The 17,623-nt window shown below is 42.5% G+C and carries 13 protein-coding genes; 6 read left to right on the plus strand and 7 right to left on the minus strand.

Going from position 1 to position 17,623, the window contains the following annotated elements; all coding sequences use genetic code 11:
- Position 1: 1 nt before the first annotated feature.
- Positions 2-322: a divalent-cation tolerance protein CutA gene (cutA, locus tag GVO60_RS08160; RefSeq protein ID WP_159652767.1), complete on the plus strand. Its 321-nt coding sequence runs from the start codon at positions 2-4 to the stop codon at positions 320-322.
- 160 nt (positions 323-482) lie between these two features.
- Positions 483-1,322 carry an isopenicillin N synthase family dioxygenase gene (locus GVO60_RS08165; RefSeq protein WP_159652769.1) on the plus strand — a complete coding sequence of 280 codons (840 nt, stop codon included), beginning with the start codon at positions 483-485 and terminating at the stop codon, positions 1,320-1,322.
- Here GVO60_RS08165 and GVO60_RS08170 read toward each other — a convergent pair whose 3' ends face one another.
- The 3 genes from GVO60_RS08170 to GVO60_RS08180 form a co-directional block, all read right to left on the minus strand.
- Positions 1,323-2,831 (minus strand): sensor histidine kinase, encoded by a 1,509-nt coding sequence (locus GVO60_RS08170; protein WP_159652771.1) that lies wholly within the window; start codon positions 2,829-2,831, stop codon positions 1,323-1,325.
- Positions 2,832-2,835: 4 nt separating this feature from the next.
- Complete coding sequence (locus tag GVO60_RS08175; protein WP_225874912.1) at positions 2,836-4,293, minus strand: ABC transporter substrate-binding protein; 1,458 nt, start codon at positions 4,291-4,293, stop codon at positions 2,836-2,838.
- Between the two features lie 254 nt (positions 4,294-4,547).
- Positions 4,548-6,062 (minus strand): HD domain-containing phosphohydrolase, encoded by a 1,515-nt coding sequence (locus GVO60_RS08180; protein WP_159652775.1) that lies wholly within the window; start codon positions 6,060-6,062, stop codon positions 4,548-4,550.
- 251 nt (positions 6,063-6,313) lie between these two features.
- Here GVO60_RS08180 and GVO60_RS08185 point away from each other — a divergent pair, with 251 nt between their 5' ends.
- A complete protein-coding gene (locus GVO60_RS08185) occupies positions 6,314-6,931 on the plus strand; it encodes a DNA-J related domain-containing protein (RefSeq protein WP_159652777.1) in 618 nt (205 codons plus the stop codon).
- Positions 6,932-6,986: 55 nt separating this feature from the next.
- Here the strand turns inward: GVO60_RS08185 and GVO60_RS08190 are convergent, their stop codons facing one another.
- The 4 genes from GVO60_RS08190 to tesA form a co-directional block, all read right to left on the minus strand.
- Positions 6,987-8,642, minus strand: a complete 1,656-nt coding sequence (locus GVO60_RS08190) for an ABC-ATPase domain-containing protein (RefSeq protein WP_159652779.1) — start codon at positions 8,640-8,642, stop codon at positions 6,987-6,989.
- Between the two features lie 113 nt (positions 8,643-8,755).
- Entirely contained in the window at positions 8,756-10,663 is a 1,908-nt protein-coding gene (locus GVO60_RS08195; protein ID WP_159652781.1) for a sensor domain-containing phosphodiesterase, read from the minus strand.
- 215 nt (positions 10,664-10,878) lie between these two features.
- Positions 10,879-12,069 (minus strand): enoyl-ACP reductase FabV, encoded by a 1,191-nt coding sequence (gene fabV / locus GVO60_RS08200; protein ID WP_159652783.1) that lies wholly within the window; start codon positions 12,067-12,069, stop codon positions 10,879-10,881.
- A 74-nt stretch (positions 12,070-12,143) separates the two neighbouring features.
- Entirely contained in the window at positions 12,144-12,743 is a 600-nt protein-coding gene (gene tesA / locus GVO60_RS08205) for a multifunctional acyl-CoA thioesterase I/protease I/lysophospholipase L1 (RefSeq protein ID WP_159652785.1), read from the minus strand.
- Here tesA and GVO60_RS08210 point away from each other — a divergent pair.
- From GVO60_RS08210 to GVO60_RS08220, 3 genes are all read left to right on the plus strand, one after another.
- Entirely contained in the window at positions 12,742-13,416 is a 675-nt protein-coding gene (locus GVO60_RS08210; RefSeq protein ID WP_159652787.1) for an ABC transporter ATP-binding protein, read from the plus strand. The two genes, tesA and GVO60_RS08210, sit on opposite strands and share 2 nt — an antisense overlap.
- Complete coding sequence (locus GVO60_RS08215) at positions 13,416-15,857, plus strand: ABC transporter permease (RefSeq protein ID WP_159652789.1); 2,442 nt, start codon at positions 13,416-13,418, stop codon at positions 15,855-15,857. The genes GVO60_RS08210 and GVO60_RS08215 overlap by 1 nt, the downstream gene beginning before the upstream one ends.
- Before the next feature lie 277 nt (positions 15,858-16,134).
- On the plus strand, positions 16,135-17,574 hold the full coding sequence (locus GVO60_RS08220) for an FAD-dependent oxidoreductase (protein WP_159652791.1): 1,440 nt from the start codon (positions 16,135-16,137) through the stop codon (positions 17,572-17,574).
- Positions 17,575-17,623 lie beyond the last annotated feature (49 nt).

Consider the following 17,623-nt stretch of genomic DNA (forward strand, 5'->3'; position numbering starts at 1 on the left):
TATGAGTAGCCAATTTTGTATCGTATTAACGACTGTTGGAAGTGAGCAGAATAAAACCCAGATTATTGAAGCCGTGTTATCACATAAGCTTGCCGCATGCATTCAGTCAATGCCAATAGAAAGTCATTACGTATGGGATGACCAAGTTTGTTGCGATAGAGAGTTATTGCTTATCATGAAAACGACGCGCTCATGTTACGAAAAACTTGAACAAGTAATTGTGGAAAGCCATGAGTATGAAGTTCCTCAAGTTGTTCAAGTTCCCTTTGTGGACGGTTTTAATCCATATTTAACCTGGATAGAAGAGAACACGCATTGCTGAAGATCTGCTCTAGCTTTTTCAAATAACCAATGCTGTTGAAAGTCATTTTGAACGCACATTTATTCTTCAAACAATCGTTTTCATTTCATCAAAGTTTGATTTACGTAAATGTCACACTTAGAATCTTGACTCTAATAATTATCAAATAAAAGTTAAAGTCATGAAACTGGAAACCGTCGATTATCTTGCTGAAGATGCAGCTGAACAATTTGTTAAGTCGCTACGTGAGACTGGGTTTGGTGTTTTAAAAAACCACCCAATTCCTAAAGAGCTTGTCGAATCAATCTATGAGAACTGGTACAAGTTCTTTATGTCTGAGCAGAAAAATGAATTTCGATTTAACGTAGAAACACAAGATGGTTATTTCCCGCCGTCAGTTTCTGAAGTGGCGAAAGGGCACGCTGTAAAAGACATTAAAGAGTATTTCCATGTTTACCCTTGGGGTCAAATGCCCGAAGAGCTAAAAGAGCAGATCATGGATTACTATCAGCGTGCAAATGCCTTTGCAGAAGAGTTGCTGGGCTGGGTTGAAGAATTTGCTCCTAAAGAAGTTCAAGAGAAGTTCTCAATTGCGTTGTCTGAAATGATCAATGGCAGCGATAAAACGTTATTGCGCGTACTTCATTACCCACCGATGACTGGAGATGAAGAACCTGGTGCGATCCGCGCAGCAGCTCACGAAGATATCAACCTATTAACGGTTTTACCTGCGGCAAATGAGCCTGGTTTACAGGTAAAAGGTAAAGAGGGTAATTGGATTGATGTACCATGTGATTTTGGTAATCTGATTATCAATATCGGCGATATGTTACAAGAAGCATCGGGCGGTTACTTCCCGTCAACCACGCACCGAGTGATTAATCCAACGGGTGCGCGTCAAGAGCAGTCGCGTATCTCTTTGCCACTCTTTTTACACCCTAAGCCAGAAGTGGTGCTATCTGAACGTTACACAGCAGACAGCTACTTAATGGAACGCTTGCGTGAGCTAGGGGTTATCTAGTTAGACACTCGAATCTAATAGTCGAGCAGGGCCAGGGATTTCAATTATAAACGTTGTTCCTTGGCCTTTTTGGCTTTCACACTTTATAGTGGCGTCAATCCGCGCCAAGACATTGAAGACAATAGAAAGCCCAAGTCCCGTTCCTCCGCAATCTTTGGCTGTACTAAAGAATGGGTCAAAGATCTTGGGTAAGTTTTCCTCGTCAATACCATTACCATTGTCACTTACGATAATTGTGACTTTGTCTTCCCTAAAATCTCCCATCGTGATGGTAATCGTTGGCGTGTCTGTATTGTCGAAAGCGTGATTACGTGCGTTTAACACCAGATTAGAAATAGTGTGATAGATCGCTCCGGAGTCCGTATTAAGCTCAATGCTCTGAAAGTTTTCTGTATGGATTTTAATTCCTTTCATACTTGGGCCGAGCGCTAATATGGTGTCATTGATTTTCTGACCAATATCTAGCTTATCAATCAATGAGTGAATGTTATCGGATGAGAGGCGTTTAAAGCGTTGAATGATCTCAGCGGCTCGCGTGAGGTTGGTTATAAGTATCCGTGTGATTTCGTTGTTTTGATTTAGGTAATCATCAAAATCCGTTTTTGTCAGTTGATTTTCATTCACCTTTTTCGTCAACGTTTTAGTTAAATCTTCCAAGTGTGTAGACGTCGTAATACCAAGCCCGATTGGTGTGTTTATCTCATGTGCAACACCTGCGACCAGTTTACTGAGGGAGGCCTGTTTTTCCGCTTCAATAAGCTGGTTTTGTACTGTTTGCAATTTCTTAATGTTCAATTGTAGCTCTGTGTTTTTTTCCATTAGCTCCAACGCATGTTGCTTACGCTCGTTTAGCCGTTTTTTAACGAGATTTAGGACATAGAATAAGATGAACTTCAATATGATAGCTTCTGTAACTGTCGTGATTATTACTGCCCAAAATGCCCATCTAGAGTTATCTTGAGCGGTAGAGTAAATGCGATCACTAATGTCGACTAAATGGCTGTTATAGGTATTAACATCATCCAACAGGTCATCATATTTCTCTTTGCCATCGGTTGTAATATGCATGAATTCGGCGATTCGAATGTTATCTTGTGAGTATTTGACGGTTTGAAGAACCGATTGTCGATACTGCGTCCATGAATTGTGAATGTTGCTGGCGAGTTGTGCGGTTCTTTCCGTCAACTCGAAATGCTTAACGTCAGTGTTTAGCGTGTGATCGATCATCCGAATGTCTTTATCGATCAATTTAGTGATTTCATGTTTGCTATTGTTGTCCGGTGCCATCACCAAAGCCATCGTTAGTTGCCGCAACTCGGATATTGGATAAGAAAGCTCAGTGTTATTATGATTGACTTGGTCTACCGATTCATGAACTTGTCGGATTGAATCGTTGACATCATTGATACTATAAATGTTGTACATACCCTGCATAATGAGCACGCTTGTAGTCGCGATAAACAGTATCAGTATCTTCTTTGACAAGCTGTCTTGAGCAATCATTGCCATGTTATTACTCCACAGAAGAAACGAATTCGATTGGCGTTTTCAGATGTTCAGGGTAAGGAGTTTCACCTCTAATGGACCAGTGAAAATCGCTCACTTGAATCTCCCATAAGGGATAAATAGCAGAGGTTCTTGGGGTGTAAACGACCTCTTTGTTTATGGCAATAATGTTGTAAGGGCTAGGTAGACTGAGTTGATAGTTCATCTCTTTAATGTATTTCACTAGATCCCTCAAGGCAGGAATATACTCATTTGTTGTATAGGGGGTCGATATGAATTTGTTGACCAAGCCATCGAGTTCTTCATGAGGGAGAGTTGTTGCCCAAGATGACGTGGAATCGAAGATAAAGAATGAAACCCAGGGGTTGCGCATCCAGTCAAAGTTAGGCCATAGCACTAAATCAAAGCTAATGTCGTTGGTGCCACTACGTGCAGCAATAGCGTTGCCGAACATTTCGGACTCTGATTCAGCCACAATAATGGACACTTCAAAGTCTAATTTTTCTAGGAAGAACTTAATATCGTTAATCATGTATTGCATGCTTTCTTGAGCAAGGAAGCGCAATTGAACTTTTTCGTTCTTCTTATAGCCATGTTTTACTTTGTATTGAGCAAGTAATGTATTGATTTCAGCTGTGTTCGCAGTTTGCTTGGCGGCCGTATTTTCGTGGATTTGCGATAAGGCTTGGTCCATACCATAAAACTGCTCAGGTATAGAGACATAAGTAGGTGTGCCTTCACCATTCATAGATAGCGAGACGAGCGAATGTTGATTGATGGCGTCATTAACGATCGCTCTTACTTCAGGTTCTTGAAAAATTGATTGACCATTGAATAGGTTAAACCGAGCAATGTAGGTGTTGGTTGATTGAAGGCGATTGACTTTCGAGTAGGGCGCGAATATTGCCTCTAGTTCATCAGAGAATAGCACCGGAGTAATATCGATTTCTCCTTCATCATGTAGGGCCCGATCTTTGGCTTCTTGCTGACTAATCCCCATAAATAGCGTAATTATTTCAACTTTAGGTGAGTTTGGGTCCCAGTAATGTGGATTGGCTTCAAGCACCGCAATGTCCGATCTCCGATCGCCCTCAATATATCCTTCTTTTAAAATGTATGGACCTAAACCATATGGTCCTGCTTCGGCTAAATTGGGGCAAAATGGCTTCCCATTCCAACCAAACTTTTTAAGGTATGGTTCTGTATAAAACTGTAACCAAATAGCGTCGTATAGGAACAAGCCGTAGTTTTCGGTTAAATGAAAACGAACAGTATGGGATGATGTTTTTTCTACTTTTGAGAGGATTTTATGGAGCTTGGTAAAGGTATAAGGTTCTTCCATGAAGTACTTCATGTTCATTAAGACTGAGTCTGCATTGAAGTCGGTGCCATCTTGAAATTTAACCCCTTTTCGTAGTTCGAATTCGTAAAGCTTGGGGGTAATGATCTTATGACTAATCGCCATATCATACTCCCATCCCTGTTGGTTATTTGCGGGGCGAACTAACCCCGCATTAATAGAATGAGAGCTTGCTATATAGGGTAAATTGGGTAGGTAAACTTTAACATGAGACCCAGGCCTAAAAGTCCCAGATACTGTTTCGAAACTGGTATCCTTTCGAAATTCTTGTGCACTTAGCGTAGGAAAAGTTGTCGAGATTAGCACTGCGAACAATAAAAAGAGTACGTTTGAGTTTAGCTTTTTCATGTTTGGCCCCATTAATCGGGATAGGAGTCACGTAGTGCGACGCACTTGTCGAAAATCCGTAAGAATACGTCACATAGGTGAGGATCAAAGTGAATGCCGCGTTGATCTTTTATATGTTGGTAAATCTCTTCATTAGACCAAGGTTGCTTGTAGCTTCGTTTAGAGGCCAGCGCATCAAAGACATCGATGATCGCCGTGATTCTGCCTTCTATGGGAATATCTTCTCCCTTTAATTGCTTAGGGTAGCCAGTGCCATCCCACTTTTCATGGTGGGTTGATGCGATTACGGCGGCGATTTGCAATATCTCGAGATGCGAACCAGACAAAATAACACCCCCGATGGAAGCGTGAGATTTCATCGTTTCCCACTCTTCTTCCGTGAGTTTCCCTGGCTTGTGTAAGATGTTGTCAGGGATAGCAATTTTCCCTATATCATGTAACGGAGAAGCGAGTTTAATGCGTTCTGCTGTTTGCTCATCTAATCCAGCTTCTAAAGCGAGCAAATGGGATAGGAGCGATAGACGTTTTACGTGACTCCCTGACTCCTTAGAACGAGTTTCAACCACTTCCCCAAGCCGATACGCGATCTCTTTTTGAGTCTCTAACATATCGTTAAGAAGATAGAGCTTTTCATAAGCAATAGACGCATTTTTCACCAGCAACTCAATGAGCTCGCGGCGCTGTTCTATGACATATCGACTACAGTTGATGACAATAATGCCTTTTGAGTGATGAATCTCGATAGGCAACGCAAATCGGGTGGGTGATAGCTCAATAAGCTGAGATGTCGGATGGATATCAGGAATATCACTGTGATCGACAAAATCTGCGAGTTCTTTGCCGATCGGGATTTTTGACTCATCGGTGGATGCGACAATTGTCCACTCACCATCGATTTGAGAGGCGCCGAAATGTATCGCACACGCGTCATTAAGTTTTAGCAGCGCGACAATCTGTAGCAAAATCCCTTTTAACCAGGTGGTACTAGTATCGGCGACTAGGATATTGGAAGTCGAGTCAATGATAGTTTTTAGGCCATCACGGGTCTGTTCAATCGTGACTATGTCACTGTAAGAGCGTATCGCAGAATAGATTGCGGTTAACAAGCGCGTTGAAGTTAGCTCCGTCTTTGTTTTGTAGTCGTTGATGTCGTAATTGAGGATAACTTTTTCTTCTGGCGCATCACCGGGTTGGCCGGTTCTTAAAATGATACGACAGTGCTTATCTCCAAAATCATTTCTAATCCAGTTGGCGAGCTCAAGTCCGGCTTGTCGTGTTTCCATTACTACATCTAACAAGATCACGGCGAACTCTGGGCCATTAAGAAACATCTCCTTGGCTTCTTTGGCTGAGTAGGCATGCGAAAAACGAAGTTTATGATCAAGGAAGCGATTATTACCTAAGACTAGGCTAGTCACATCATGAACATCTTTTTCATCATCAACGACCAAAATCTCCCAGTATTTTGTTTCTTGGGATGGGGAGGTTTGTTCTGGTTGCGCGAAGAAAAACTTATCACTGTCCATTATTATCTGCCTAATCATGACAAAACGAGAAAGACTGTAATGACTTACACATTCATATCTATAACTAAGGTTTAGAAGATGCTTATATAAATATCAACCTTATCATTACGTCATGCTGATGGGCTTTTGGTGTACTTCAGGGAGTAGACTCTCAAATTTGAGGTAAAAATAGGAGGAAACCATCTTGAAGACTCGACAAAACAGAGAGAGTGAATTTCAATTACTAGTATGACCCACTACCAGTGACACTTATGCCTCAGCAATCAGAATTAGCAGCTCAGTTTCAGCAATACATGGAAAACCCACTATTGTGGCCCATTATGGAAGAGCTGAAGAAGAAGCCAAGCGGCTGGAAGGTTCATACGCTCGCCTCTCACTTGATGGAATTAGGCTTTATTCCAGAGCTGGATCCATGTGCTGATAAGGATTTATTTAAACGTAATTTCCTTATCATGAATGCTTTGTACCAGTTGCAAGAGACGTTATACCCCGATAATTGGCTTCAAGTTCAGGCTATGGATATTATTTTGATGCCGCAAAGTCAGGTCTTCGGTCATGAAGTGGATCATCACGATCCGCTACGTGATTACTATTTAGACTGGCAAAACTATGAAGCTCAAGAGGGTGAGATTAAACGACTCTTAAATGAATTCTGGACGCGATATAGAGAATTTGTAGGGGGCACAGATTGCCAAGATATGACTCGCACCAAAGCACTTTCGTTATTTCAGCTTCCTGCCGATGCAAGTGCAAGTGAGATCCGTAAAACTTGGCGGAAACTGGCTTTAAAATGGCACCCTGACCGTGACAACGGTGACAGTGATAGGTTTCGAGTGCTGTGTGAGGCTTGGAATGTACTTAGGCATTAGCAATTTATACTCAGTAAAAAAAAGCGCCGAACGGCGCTTTTTTATTCTTACTGTTTTATTTACCAGATTTAAACTGACTTTTTCGCATTCGGTTTAATGCTGCCATAACATCGAGAACTCGTGGTTTGGCGAGGTCTCCTTGATTCGGCATAGTGTGTGACCAGTTACCATCAAGCATAGATGAAAGCTCTTTTGCTGGGTTATTTGACCAACCTGGAAGTTGTGCAAGCTGGAACCACAGCCATCCAATCGCATTGACTTCAGAGCTTGATTCAAGTTGCTCAAGTGCAGTGAGGTCAGTAAATTCTTTGCCAAAGCGAAGAGAGTCTTTACCTTTAGCAGATACTCGAAACTTTCCTTCTGCGAGAGTTTTTTGCAAACCTGCACGGTTTAGCGAGCGAGGACGGAAAGTCTCAAGTGCTGTTTCACTTTCGTTGTTGCGTTCTGTCGGGTGCTGCGCAATCACTTCTTTGGCTTTTTTTGTGACATCTACGGCTTGATAATCGTGCATCTGAATGACGCTATCAGCCACATCTAAATAGTCTCCAGAGCCACCCATAACGATAATCGTTGAGATATTCAACTCGTCACGAAGTTGGCCAATTCGATCGACTAGTGGGGTAATTGGCTCATCACCTTTGCTTACGAGCGCCTGCATTCGCTCATCACGAATCATAAAGTTGGTTGCCGACGTATCTTCATCGATCAGTAAACCATTCGCTCCAGCCTCGATAGATTCTTGCAGCCAAGCCGCTTGAGAAGTCGAACCTGAGGCATCTTGCGTGGAGAAATCAGAGGTATCTTTGTCCATTGGTAAATGGTTGATGTAGTTACCTAGATTTAAGTTGTGCACGCATCGGCCATCTTCTGCACGAATTTTCATTGCATTGCTATTGGTGACGACTTTCTCACGACCATCGCCAGGGATGTGGTTGTAGATAGAGCGTTCAATCGCTGTCAACAAAGTGGATTTACCATGAAAGCCACCACCAACAATTAAAGTAATGCCTTTCGAAATACCTAACCCCGTGACAGGTCCTTGGTTTGGTGTCTCAATCGTTACTTCAAGAGATTGAGGTGCGATAATCTCAACCGCATCTTTCATTGGTAAATCGCAGTCGCCAGCGAGGCGAGGAAGAACAGAACCATTGCCAACAAAAGCAAGTAGGTTAAGCTCATCAAGCTTTGAACGCATAGCATCTTGGTCTTCAATGACTTCGCAATGATGAGTCAACGCATCGAGATCTAATTCGCGTTCAAGTGTGGCGCGGCGAATGTATTTTGGTAAATGGAACGTAAGTAGGTTGTCTGCTTTTTTACCAAGTACCGAGCGGCCTTCTGCTGGAAGGTTGATACGAAAACGTAGCTCAATACCTTCGTCGGTAAACAATACGGCTGTACTGTCTAAAACTGTCTGGCCCGTTAGCGCAATGCTGATGCTCGAGTCCATTTGGGATAACTCAGCGAAGCGGCGAGCAATATAGTCACGAGCAGCAACTTGGTAAGATGATGATTTATCGCGTAACCATTGAAGCCCTGTTACTGACCAAGGGCGTACCGCACGAACGCGAGAAGCAGACGCGAAAGGGTCAGCTTGAACGTAATCGATATAGAAAGTGTAATCGCTGAAATCATATTGCCCTTTGATTTGCTGGTAAGCGCGATAGTTTTGTTTTTCAATTTTTTTTAATGCAGCGGTTAACTGATCCATAAGACGTTCAAAGCTCGGTATTTTTAAAGGTCGCGATTATATACCTATCCGTACGAGATATGCGAGGCCTGGACAGCTTTCAGCGTTTATCTGGCGACGATTAATCGTGTAGGTTAGCTATAACTATCTACATTCGATGTGTTTTGTTGAAGAAAGCTTGATTCAAAAAGATCACAAGGCATTGGTTTTCCATAGAGATAACCTTGGCCTACTTCGCAACCCTCATCAATGATGAAGGATTCATGTTCGTCTTTTTCAATCCCTTCAACGGTTACTTTTAAGCCAAGCTTACGGGCAATGTTGATGATGGATCGGACAATTTCTCTGTCTTCTAAACTATCTTCTAAATGATGGACAAAGCTTTTATCTATTTTAATCGCATCAAAAGGGAATTTTTTCAAATAGTTGAAGGAGGCGTAGCCAGTACCAAAATCATCCAGTGACAGGGTTACCCCAATGTTACTCAATGCTGTCAATGTATTGCGTGCGACAACTTCATCAGCGATAAGGCCACTTTCTGTTACTTCAAGCTCAAGGAAATGGGCAGGTAATTGGTACGTAGCGAGTAGGTCCCTAACTTGATTAACAAATTGCGGGCTTTGTAATTGTACGGCTGAAACATTGACTCCAAGTTTAAAATCGTCAACGTGATCAATCCACTCAGCCGCTTTTTGAATCGCTGAGCGTAAGACGAAACTACCCACTTCAAATATCAATCCATTTTGTTCAGCAAGATGGATCAGAGTTTCATTGGAAATATCACCCAGAATAGGATGACGCCAACGCAATAGAGCTTCAGCACCTAACCATTTATGCGTAGTCGGGCAGACTTTCGGCTGGAAATAAAGAAGTAAATCGTCGTTTCTGACAGCTTGGAGTAGGTAGCTTTCTAGTTGATTGATGTTCTTTTGGATATCTGAAATATCTTGCGAATAGAAACTGAACTTATGCCCAGAGTCTTTACACGACTGCATCGCCTCGACAGCAAACTTCAAGATACTAGAACTGCATAACGTATCTTGTGATGTGGCGATACCGATATAACTGTGTAGGTGAAGTTTCTCGCCTTCAATGTCAAACTCAGATTGGCTGATTTCAATCAACTGACTACAGAGGTTGTGAATGTCTTCATCGATATCATCTGAGAAAAACAGAAATGCTAAATCTGTCGAAGTCGGCCGGGCAGTAATGATGTTGTAATGAGACAAGTCACCTAAACGATGCCTGAATTGGACTAAGATGTGGTCCCAGACGGAATAACCATATTTAGATTGGATTCTACGTCCGTTTGCAAAGCCAACGTGAATAACGGCGGTGTTCTTCCCTGTTGGTAAGGCTGCTTGTTTGAGTAGGTTTTCTGTCTCGAACTCAAGGGCGGTGCGATTCAAGAAACCAGTACCCAAATCATGCCGTTGCTGGTAACGAATTTTTTGCTCAGCAGCGCGACGTTTATCAATTTCGATGTTGAGTGAATAATTGAGATCGACCAAATCTTTAGTTCGTGTGTGAACTCGAGATTTTAACTCATCGTTAAGCTGCGACAGTTTATGGTTTTGGTAAAGTGTTTTTAGGTGCGCGTCTATCGAATCACGAAATGAGAGCAATAAGTTTTGATATGTTTGGGTAAAATGGTTTTCTTTGTTGTCCAGAACACAAATGGTGCCGAATATGTCACCATTAGGCCAACTTACGGGTAAGCCGCAATAAGCGAGCAAACCAAACTTCATATCTGGGTTGTTTACCCATTTAGGATCTTTTTTGGCATTTGGAACGCGAAGCATTCGGTTTTCATTGACGACAGTTTCACAGTAAAGCCCCTGATTAAGAGGTTCGCTGTCACCAGGCTTGTAAGGGTGTGAGTCATTGTTATTAGCACTGAATACTTCGATGTGATCTTTATCGATACGCATAACGAGCGCAGCAGGAACGGCAATGATTTCGGCGAGTAGATTGACAATGGTCTGCCAGCTATTAAGCATTTCCTCAGGAATACTAATATTAGCAGTGACAATTTTTGACATACGTTATCCCTGTCAGCAGGTAGCAAAAATGAACGAGCTTCCGTTGCTCTAAATATAATAATAGTTGTTATTCGGCAAACAGAACCTGTTAACGGAATAATTTGTCCTAAAAATAAGAATGCATGATTCCCATTCCAAAAAAAAGCCTTCGTTGATAGGGAAGGCTTTAGCTTTTTGATATTCTCAAACTTGAGACTCGTTATGTAACAATCACTTTATTTTACAAAGGTGTCAATACTAACTGGTTGAGAATAATCGATAGAATCAAAGCCAAATCCATTTAAGCGCAAGAACTCCTGTTTGTAGCCTTGGTAATCACCGAGCTCTTTAAAGTTTTCTGCCGTTAATGAATCCATTAATGCTTTTACTTTGCTCTGAGTGTCACTGCAAAGCTCCCAATCGTCCATACGAATTAGTCTTTCACAGTCAACGGGAACTTTCTCATTGGTATATAGTTTGTCCGCAAATAGGCGCTGCATTTGCTCAATACAACCCTCATGAGTGCCTTGCTCTTTCATTATTTTATAAAGGGCTAGGATGTATGGGCTCAGCCCCGGAATAAATACACTCGCTTTAGTAACTAATGCCTTACAAACCGTCGCGTAGGCTCCACCGTCAAAATTAGCTAATTTAAGGTTGAGCGAATGGCTAGTTTGGTGAAGGTCAATTTTAGCGCGGCCAAGGGTGCCATCTAAGTAGATAGGGTGGGTTAGTTCTGGACCGACATATGAAAATGCGATTGTCTTACAGCCTTGAGCGATTGATTCCGAATTAATTAACGCATCAACCCATGATTCCCAATCTTCCCCACCCATCACTTTGATGGTTTCTTCAGCTTGTTTTTCTGTTGCAGAAGTTAAGGTGGTTTCATGCCAAGAGTCATCTTCAAGCAAAATAGTTGCGCCTGAGACGTCTTGGTCAATAGGTTTAATTGATGAGCGCCATAATTCGCCAGTTTCAGGATTTGGCCTTACACCACTGGCAACGCTATAAATAATTAAATCAACTTCACCTTCAAAGTAGGTTTCAATTGCTTCAACTACATCTAATTTGAGTTTTTTAGAAAAGGCATCACCTTGAATATTGACCGCAATGCGGCCTTCTCGCTGAGCATGTTTTTGAAAGGCGATGTTGTTGAAATAACCGGCAGAGCCAACGCCTTTTTCTGAAGGCGCATGTTCATAAGAAACGCTAATGGTATCGGCTTGGCAGCCACCAAACGTGAGCGCTATTCTTGCTGCTAAGCCAAAGCCAGACGAACCGCCAATAATGAGCACGCGTTTAGGCCCATGTTTGATCGGATTCGCTTGCTTTACGTATTCAATTTGTTGGAGAACCGCTTGTTCACAGCCGTATGGATGAGCCGTTTTGGCTACTACGCCTTTGATAATGGGTTCAATAATCATATTTAAGTCCTTTTCCAACAGGGGATTGAACTAGATTAACGTAAAGCTAAGTAAATTTTATTGAGCTAGACCAATTAGAGATGATTAATTAGTTCTGTGGCGACAAAATCGGCAATCCAAGGCTGCGCTTCAGATTTAGGGTGTAACCCGTCAGCCATCATCCACTCTGGTTTGATGATGACACCCTCTAGAAAGAATGGAAGTAGTGGCACATTGTTGTGTTCAGCGGTTGCTGGGTAGAGATCAGCGAAGGCTTCGGTGTAGCGTTTACCATAGTTTGGTAGTACTCGAATTTGCATCAGTAGTGGTGTGGAGTTCGAATCTCTTACCATTTTAATGAGTTTGGTTAGGTTATTTTCGATCACTTTTGGCGGAAAACCACGAAGACCATCGTTTGCTCCGAGCTCTATAAGAACGAATTCAGGTTTATGTTGCTGTAAAAGTTGAGGGAGTCGAGCAAGTCCGTTACCAGTTGTGTCACCTGATATGCTCGCATTGATAACGTCGATCGATTTACCTTTGCTGAGTAATACATCTGGTAATAAAGTTGGCCATGCTTTTTCGAGTGGCATTTGATAGCCTGCACTTAAGCTGTCACCCAAAATCAATAACTTGTTCGCGTTAGCTGGGTTAGTGAAAAGAAGAACAATAGCAAGGGAAAGTAGACGAAACATGCAAACATCCGTAATTAAAGCAAAATCAGTATCCAAAACAGTCTCTACCAATCAAGAACAATTGACAATCCTTGAAGGGATAAATCTTGATATCAAGAAAGGAGAAAGCGTTGCGATTGTTGGAAGCTCCGGTGCGGGTAAGTCGACATTAATGACGATCATGGCTGGGTTGGATATACCAAGCACAGGGACAATTGAATTGATGGGCCAAGAGCTTTCAAAACTCAATGATGAAAAGAGAGCTGCAATTCGAAGTGAATCAGTGGGGTTTGTATTTCAGAGCTTTTTGCTGATACCAAGTCTTAGTGCATTGGAAAACGTCACACTACCTTGTCTGTTAAAAGGGGAAGATGAAGATATTGATAGGGCGAAAGCGCTCTTAACATCAGTTGGACTCGAACACCGAATGGATCATACCCCTGCGCAATTATCTGGAGGAGAACAGCAGCGAGTTGCACTTGCAAGGGCCTTTATGATTCAACCGGAAGTGCTATTTGCAGATGAACCAACGGGAAATTTAGATCAGCAAACAGCGCAGAAGGTGATTGAGCTTCTCTTTGAATTAAATCAGCAGCACGGTACGACTCTGGTATTAGTAACACATGACATGAAATTAGCTGAGTTGTGTGAACGCAGGATCCGGATGCAAGCAGGGCGATTGGAGGAAGCGTAATGTCGAAGATTACATCGAGTCGGCTTAATCGTCGCTTATTTCGCTGGAGCTTGAGTGAGATACGACACGGTCAGTTATGGCCTGTCTCTATCGCGTTAACGTTAATTATCGCTTGTATATTCGCTTTGACAGCGCTTGCAGAACGAATGGAGCAAGTCGTTGTTAAACAGGGCAAAGATGCCTTAACAGCGGATACGGTTTTTGTCTCTTCGAATCCGATACCAGAGCAGTTAACAAAATCCATCAGCAAACTCGAATTAGATAGCTCGTTACAAACTCGCTTTGCAACCATGGCTTTTAGCGATAATGGAATGAAACTGATCACGGTAAAATCAGTAGAGAGCAATTATCCTTTGAGAGGAGAAATGGTTCTTTCTGATGATGTGACGACGTTTGCTCATGTAAAACCGGGAGATCTCTGGCTTGATGAACGTCTATTTGCTCAATTAGATGTGAATGTGGGTGACAGTCTCACGGTTGGCGATGCAGATTTCGTTGTCTCTGGTAGGATTATCGAAGAGCCAGGGTTGAGCTTTAACCCATTCCAACAAATGCCAACGGCGTTTATCCATCAAACGGATTTAGAAAAAACCGGCGCAGTTCAATTGGGTAGTCGAGTTAGGTTTAGTTTATTCATCAATGGTGACAACAACACGATTGAACAAGCTAAAGATTCGATAGAACTAACACCAAGTGATCGATGGCGTGATCAAAACAGTGCCAGTCGTACCAATGAAGTCTTTCAAAGAACAGAGCAATATCTCTCACTGACGGTTGCGATTGTCGTGATTATGGCAGCCACAACCTTGGTTCTCACTTGCCAGCACTATGTGTCAACACGAAGAAAAACCATTGCAATGCTTAAAAGCTTAGGTGCGAGTCGCGCTTGGGTTGCACGTTGGTTGTCGATTCAAGTCATTATCTTGCTGCTAACTGCCGCGATAATGGGCACCGCGATCGGTGTTGTGCTCGAAGTATTATTGCGAGTGCCTTTAGTTGATTTATTACCAACGCCGCTTCCTAGTTATGGTATTAAGCCTGCCTTAATCGCGATTATGACGAGTTTATTGATTTCAGTGCCAGCATTAGGTATACCCTTACTAAGCTTGCTTAATGTTAACGCGGCGAATGTAATGCAGTCAGAGGCAAGCTTTGACAAAGCGAAGTCTTACCGTTGGCTTGTTTTAGTCCCACTGCTCCCTATGTTGGCGATTTATTATCAGAACCAAATGGTTTGGATCGTTCTTGGCGGGATTGTTGTACTTTTTGTCGTCATGGCATTACTGAGTCTGGTGATTACAAAAGGTCTTGCGAAAATCCCAATGTCGACATCAATGAAGCTCGCGCTAAGTCGAATCAATCGGTCTAACCTGTCCACGGGCATTCAGTTTGGTGCACTTGGCTTATCGTTAATGTTGTTGGCCATTATGTGGTTAGTACGGACAGATTTACTGACTGATTGGCAGCGTACACTACCCCCAGATGCCCCGAATGCATTTGCCCTCAATATTGCCCCTTATGAACGAGAGAGTTACCTGGATGTCTTGGACGAAAATGATATTGAACGCTCCGAGGCCTACCCAATTATTCGCGGGCGTTTAGCAAAGATAAATGGCGAGGATGCTAAGGAATACGCTAATGGCGCGGAAGGTACTGATGCGCTAAGTCGCGAAATTAATTTTACATTTGGTGATGGAATCCCGGATCATAATGATTTGCTTAAAGGGGAGTGGACAACCAGTGGCGGAGTTTCTGTTGAGCAGGAGGTCGCGACTGAACTGGGTCTAGAGATAGGCGATATACTCCAATTTACGATTAACAGCCAGCAAGTATCGGCTGAGGTTAATTCTATCCGTCACGTTGAGTGGCGAGATATGAAGCCAAACTTCTATTTTATATTCTCGCCAGATGTTCTTGAGACCATACCCACAACGTTTTTAGTCAGCTTTCGTATTGAAGATGATAACGATGATCTCATTAATCAATTGTCTCGCAACCACCCGACAGTGAGTTTGATGGATATACGGAGTATGGGAGCGAAAATTCAAGAACTGCTCACTCAAATCGTCTGGTCAATTACGGTTTTAGCAGCTCTTGGCGTTGTCGCTGGCGTATTGTTGATTTTTACTTTACTAAGACTGAGTCTTGGTCAAAGGCAATCTGAAATTCAACTTTATCGAACTCTTGGTGCAAGTAAAAAACGTGTGACTAAAACCATTTGGGCGGAGTATGGGATCATGGCGTTGATTGCTGGTGTAATTGCTGCGATGGGGGCGGAAGTCGTCGTCGGAGCGCTGATGATTTATGGCTTCGATCTGGCTCCAAACTTACATTTAACACTTTGGTTTGCTTTGCCAGTCTTAACTTTTATAACTTTAGCATTAGTTGTTAACAGTATGATAAAGCGTCTACTTACCCCTATAAACAAGGCATTTAGCTAAAGTTGTTCAGGCTGACTTGTTTACTTATCCACAAAAACGGTGGATAAAGTTTTGGATAAGTCAGCCTGTAGATAACTTTGAAAAGAGCACAGCCCTTGTGTGGGTACGTGTTCGCGGAATTTGTTATTCACATCGCTGATAATTCAAATTTTGAGTCAAGCAATTTTTTCATAAAATTGAATTAAAAACGTAATGAATTTTCCCTGCAAAAATTGTGTTTTTCTTCTAAGGCATATAACAGTAAAATACTCGCAGAATGAATGGATTAACCACATAAATGCAGTTAGAACAGACTCTGAGTAGTGTATCTTCCGTTGCCATCATTGGCGGTGGTATTGCGGGTGCAACCGCTGCAGTTCACCTTGCTGAACTGGGCTTGAAAGTAACCCTTATCGAAAAGAAGGCGAGTTTAATCTCTGGCCCACCTATTTGCCATTTGCATGCTGGTGGAAATTTGTACCGTGAAATTTCCACTCAGCAGTGTCTAAAACTGCTTAAACAGTCAATTGATACGGCGCGGCTATACCCACATACCATTAATAACCGTCCAACCATTATTGCTATCCCTTACCTTGATGGAGGCAGCCCTGAAGAGTTATATGAGAGACTCTTATCAATTCAGGCGGCTTATCGAGAATTGGTTGACGAAGATTGCGCCAATGGTGTGTTGGGTGATCCAGAGAATTACTACCGATTCTATAGCCGCGAGGAAGTAGAAGCGCTTGTTACACTTCCACAGCCAAGTGAACCTAAGAGTTTTGATGATTGGCTTATTCCTTTTGCAAAAAATGTCGATTTAGACTCACTTAGGTTTCCTGTCGCTATTGTGCAAGAACCTGGTTGGAGTGTTTTTCGTATCGCAGCATCTGCAGCACTCACATTAGAAAAGCGCGAGAATTGTCAACTTTTGCTTAACACCGAGGTTGTTGGGCTTGAAGAGAACAACGGGTGGATAGTCGATGTTAAAGATTCCAATGGTCATCGACATAGCGTACATACCGACTATCTAATTAATGCGTGTGGTTATGAAACTGGCCATATTGATGATTTGGTCGCGAAACCTCGTGACCGACTGGTTGAGTTTAAAGCGGCTTATGTAACTCGGTGGTCTCAGTGCAAGGAGTTATGGCCTGAGGTTATCTTTCACGGGCCTCGCGGAACCCCTAATGGCATGGCGCAGTTAACACCTTATCCAAATGGTGTGTTCCAATTACACGGCATGACTAAAGACATAACGCTATTTGATGATGGTTTAGTTTCATCTTGTTCCGTATCTTCTCAGCCAAAATTGCCAAGTCGATTGGAAAAGAAAATTATTTTAGGTTGGGATAAAGAAGTCGCTATTGAACGTACTCAAAGGGCTATTCAGCATATGGCGAGGTTCTTACCAAACTATCAACAGGCAGTGGAATGTGGAACGCCCTTGTTTGGCGCTCAGCAAATTCCTGGAAACGATGAAACGTTACGGGCTGCTGACGTGACATTTGATGGTGTTAACTATGCCCGAATTGAAGTTGTAAAAGGTTCTTCAGCGCTTGAAGCGGCACAAAAACTGGTCGAGCACTGGGGGTTACATGAATACCGAAATGACTCAATTGAAGCGTTACATCCTGTGAGTATGTCTTTGAGCGCAGATCAAGTTGAAGCCAAAGCGAAAATCATCGCAATGAGTCGTGACTACCCACAGGAACTGGCGCAATACTACGGTAGCTTATAAATCAATTAATGGGCATAAAGTGTTTATGCCCATTACTCAAATTGAGGAT

Source organism: Vibrio atypicus (assembly GCF_009811315.1).
GTDB classification, from domain to species: Bacteria; Pseudomonadota; Gammaproteobacteria; order Enterobacterales; family Vibrionaceae; genus Vibrio; species Vibrio atypicus.